The organism is Streptococcus sp. HMSC078H12 (genome assembly GCF_001814615.1).
In the GTDB taxonomy this organism is placed as follows: domain Bacteria; phylum Bacillota; class Bacilli; order Lactobacillales; family Streptococcaceae; genus Streptococcus; species Streptococcus salivarius_F.
Window position 1 is genome coordinate 188,442 of record NZ_KV817339.1, and the last position, 5,091, is coordinate 193,532.

2 protein-coding genes are annotated in these 5,091 nt (G+C 38.8%); both read left to right on the plus strand.

Going from position 1 to position 5,091, the window contains the following annotated elements; genetic code table 11:
* Positions 1-2,493, plus strand: a 2,493-nt coding sequence (locus HMPREF2979_RS07515; RefSeq protein WP_070655957.1) for a glucosyl transferase, incomplete at its 5' end; no start/stop codon positions are given.
* Between the two features lie 721 nt (positions 2,494-3,214).
* Positions 3,215-5,091, plus strand: a 1,877-nt coding sequence (locus HMPREF2979_RS07520; protein WP_186821182.1) for a glucosyl transferase, incomplete at its 3' end; no start/stop codon positions are given.

Below are 5,091 nucleotides of genomic sequence, written 5' to 3' on the forward strand. Positions count from 1 at the left end.
AAACATTGGGTAACTATTGCAGTGACAGGACTCACTTTAGGATTGAGTTTTGCAGGCCTTAACTACGCTTCAGCTGAAGAACAGCCTACCCCTCTTAATGAAGCGACTGTTGAAGCCATCATCAAAGAAGGTGCTATTGACGTCGAGGCTCCAGCGACTAGTGAAGCCACAGCTAAACCTACAGAAAACACACCTGCTACCGCTTCAAGCGAAACTGCTACAGTATCAGAAGCACCAGTAGCTGCCTCAGAAATTGCTTCAACAGAAACAGTCTCTGAAAAACCAAGCTCTGAAGTCACAAGCACAGCTAGTTCGGAAGGAGCTAGTTCTGAAACTGCACATTCCGAGGTAAGTACAACGACTAGTGAGAGTGTTACAGCTGAGAATGTGTCATCTGTTGGTGATATCCCAAACGAAAATACCACGAGAGGAACTGACCGTTCTGCCTTTACTGAAAAAAGAAATGGATTTGTCACCGAACAAGAAGAACGCATCGAAACAGTTAACTATGTAGGTAGTCTTATTACCTTAAGACATCCTTATTACGTTACTTATTACTACGATAATAACGGTAATAAGCTTATGGGATGGCAAGATATTAATGGAGAACGCTATTATTTCAAAAAAGAGCGAGAACATCCTGGTTTCGAAACCATTGATGGAAAACTCTATTACTTTACAGATAGTGCACGTATGCTCCATGATGAATTTGTTGAAGAAAATGGTCAAACTTACTATCTAGGTAGCGATGGTGTGCGAGTTTCTGGCTTACAAGATATCAAAGGACAAACCTATTACTTTAATCCCGATAGAAACGACCAACTTAGCTACGGCTTGAACGTGGTTGGTGACAAACTCTATCTTTTTGGAGATGCTGGCAAAGAAAATCCGGGGCAATTAATTAAAGACACTCATCTCAAGAATGGTGACTTCCAACTAAATATTGATGCTAGTGGCGTCGTAACATTAGCTAATAACCATCCAGCTTTTCTACAAGATAATTCTGGGCATTGGTATTATATGAATACAGATGGAAAGCTAGTTACTGGACCACAAACTATTGACGGCTTAACCTATTACTTTGACTCAGATGGTAGACAGGTCAAGGGTGAACGCCGTAAGGTCAATGGTAAATCATATTTCTACGACCCAGATAACGGCGCCCTTGTGACGAACCGCCTCGTCACATTCAAAGCTGGACGATTCATTCCTGAAGAAAACTATGCTAAAGAAATAAGATTTGACGAAGCTCCTTATGCAAATTATGATAACAATGAACATCCTGAACTCGAACGGTATTATTTAGGTGCCGATGGCCTACCAGTCACAGGATGGCAAACCATCAATGGTAATAGGTACTTTTTCCAAGATGATGGAAACATGGTCGTGCACAGATTTTTCAATAACTATTACTTCTACAATGATGGAACTATTGCTAGAAATAGACGATTGAATATTCCTACGCACTATATTATGAGAGAATTTCCAAATATCTATGAATTTGATAATGATGGGGTTGGTAAATTCATTTCTAGTGATTTTAAGGATCTTCACCCTAAGACTACTGCTTATTTTGTCCAAGATAAAGATGGATACTGGCGTTACTATAATGAATATGGATTTCCTGTCGTTGGCCCTGCAACTATTGATGGCTACGACATGTATTTCCATTTAGGAACTCATAGACAAGCTAAGGGAGAGCTCGTTGATATCGATGGAAGGGTTTACTATTTTGATAAAGATAACGGTCGAAAAGTCAAAGATACAACTTTTGATTTCGATGGTAAGACCTATGTGGCAGACCAATCTGGTGTCCTCAGCATTAAAAGTCAATCAACTGAACGAAACCGCTATATCAGTGATTCCGAAGGTAACTGGTACTATGTCAATGACAAGGGTTACCTCCTCCTTGGTGCCCACACCATTGATAACGTCAACGTTTATTTCGGCACCAATGGTGTCCAATACAAAGGCCATTTTGCTCCTGATAATCACTATTACGATAAAGATAACGGTGCTTTAGTAACAGATAGATTGGTTGAGGATGGCGGCAAAGAGTTTTATGTTGATGAAGAAGGAAAGAAGTTTAACGGTACTAAATATTTGGACGGAATTCAGTACTACTTTAGCTACGGTGAAAAAGTGAAAGGTGAGTTTGATTATCCTATCAGTGGTAATCGTTATTATGACAAAGAGACTGGTGCCCTTGTAACTGGAAAATACTTCGAACATAAGAATAACTGGTATTATGCAAATAGTAAGGGAAATATTCTGACTGGTAGAAGAGTCATCGATGGCAAGCATGTCTACTTCTACGATGATGATTATGGACAATATAAGGGCATACAAGCTAAAGATAAACTCATCATTTTAGGTGGTAAGACTTACTATTATCTTCCTGGCTCTGGTAATCGTGCTGATAATGTAACCTTGACAATCAATCACGTTACTTATTACTTTGATAATGACGGGGTTGGCCATATCCTTCGATAATCATTTACAAGTGACTATGGATTTCAATTACTAAATACAAAAGGAAGTCGACCAACTGTCAACTTCCTTTTTTATATCATCAATAACTGTCTTACAAATAGAATCCAAATATGAACTATTCTTAAACAATTACGATTATCTTGTAAAAAAACTTGTTTGTCATAAAAAAAGTATTATAATAAAGATAGGTGAGCATGTAAGCGTTTTACTAAAAACGTTGAAAGTGTACTACAGGGGATTAGGATTAGGAACTTGGCTTTAGACTTCTAACGTCAAAATAATTTTTTATGCATGAAAACTGGTCCTTAGGCACTTTGGCATGATAATCTAAGGCTCTTTTCATACACACATCAGTCTATAATATAAAACTAGAGCTTTAGAGAGATTGCTTCAAACTAAAAGCTCTAGTTTTTTGTATTTGAAGACATATGCCATAGGTTGGATTCAATAATTAAACGAAAGGAGAGAAATAAAAGTATTAGGATAAAAAAAAATAAAATCACTTGTTTCTAGATATAAACTACACAGCATAAGCATATTCTCCTTGCCACACATTTGACGTGCTCGCCTATAAAATCGTCTTATGGCCATGCCCTGAGAGATTTAGATATGGGGCTCAGTCGTTTTAATAGATTTGCTCACTTTTAACACTCTTCTGACGGCCCAGCTCCTTTATGTTACACACCTAAACATCGGTGTTCATTTTTGAAGGGAGTCTATTATGAATACTGAAATGAATTATCATTGGCAAATGTCCAAGAAACACGTCGTAGCACTTTCCTGCGCAACTGCTCTAGCTACTTTTACTTTAGTCGCACGACCTGCATTTGCGGATGAAGCGAAAACACCTGAAACTTCTAGTCAACCAACTGAGATTCTTGCACCTGCACAAGAAACTGCAGTAACTAATGTTGAGGTCAAAGCACCTACTACAAATCCTATTTCAACCAATACTGAGCTACCTACTAGTACAAGTACGGTTCTTAGTGAAGCTCCTAGCAGTGAAGTCGCATCATCTGAATTAGCAAGCGAATCACCAGTAGAAATCACTTCTGAACAAAGTAATAGCAATCAAGAAAATGAGGCCAATAAAGCTATACCTATCAAAACAGCAACTTCAGAAGCATCTGCTACAAAGACTTCGTCAGAAAAAGTCAATGAACCTATTCCTGTCGAAGAAACAAAAACACCTACAAAAAACAGTGAACAACCTGCCCCAATCGAAGACAATGAAAAGCCAGTCTCACCTTCTGTAACACTTGAAAATGCACCTCATATTTCTGGTGGACATTATTATAGTGATGATAACGGTAACTGGTATTACAAGGATGCAAATGGCCAAAATCTTGTCGGGCTGAACTATGTGGACAATGTTCCTGTTTACTTTAGCCAAGACGGTATTCAAATCAAAGGTAGTTTTGCAGAGGATGGCCGTTACTATGACAAAGACTCTGGTGCTCTTGTAACCAAGGCCTTTAAAGAACTCTTAACTTATATTGGTCGTGATGATATCAACAATCAAAACATCTATACTACTGATTGGTACTACCTCGATGCCGATGGAAGACCACTTAAAGGGCCTCAAAATCTCGGTGGAACAAACATGTACTTCTTCCCTAACGGAGCACAAGTTAAGGGACGTTTCGCACCTGACGGACATTACTATGACAAAGACTCTGGTGCACTCGTAACTAATAGCTTTGTTCATGTCTACAACTGGAATTATCAAAATCAAGACGGAAATCGTGTGAATCACTTTGTCATCACCATTCCTAATAATTCAGTCGTTGGACCTAATGGTGAAAACCAATTTTGGGATATGAGTCATTACCCACTTTCTAGCAATGATTTGAATCGCGAAGATTTCTACTATTACGTAGATGATAAGGGAGACAAACTGACAGGACCTCAAACCCTAAACGGCATCCATGTCTACTTCGACCAAAACGGTAGACAACTTAGAGGTGAGTTTGAATTTGACGAAGATGGTACCGTTCATTATTACGATGCGAAAAACGGTGCACGTGCTGAAAATACCATTGTTAGAACAAATACTGGTGCCTTCAAATTCGATGCAAACGGTAATGGACATTTGATGAAACCTGGTGAAGAAATAGATACCCCCGTCACTCCTACACCAACTGTCTCCCTAGACAAGGCTCCACGTGTTTTTGGTGGTCACTATTATAGTGATAACCAAGGCAACTGGTACTACAAGGATGCAAACGGTAAAAACCTCATCGGTCTCAACTTCGTTGACAACATTCCAGTCTACTTTGACAAGGATGGCAAACAAGTCAAAGGACGTTTTGCAGAGGATGGTCACTATTACGATAAAAACTCTGGTGCACTTGTTACAAAACGCTATCTTGAAACTGAAGATGGCAACTGGGTTTACGTCAATGACAAAGGTGATAAACTCAAGGGAGAACAAACTATTGATGGTGTTAAAGTCTACTTTGATGATTTCACTGGTACACAAGTCAAGGGACATTTTGCACCAAATGGTAAATACTATGACAAAGATTCTGGGGCTCTCGTAACCAATGCTTTTAAAGAAATCTTGACTTATATTGGTCGTGATGATATCAACAATCA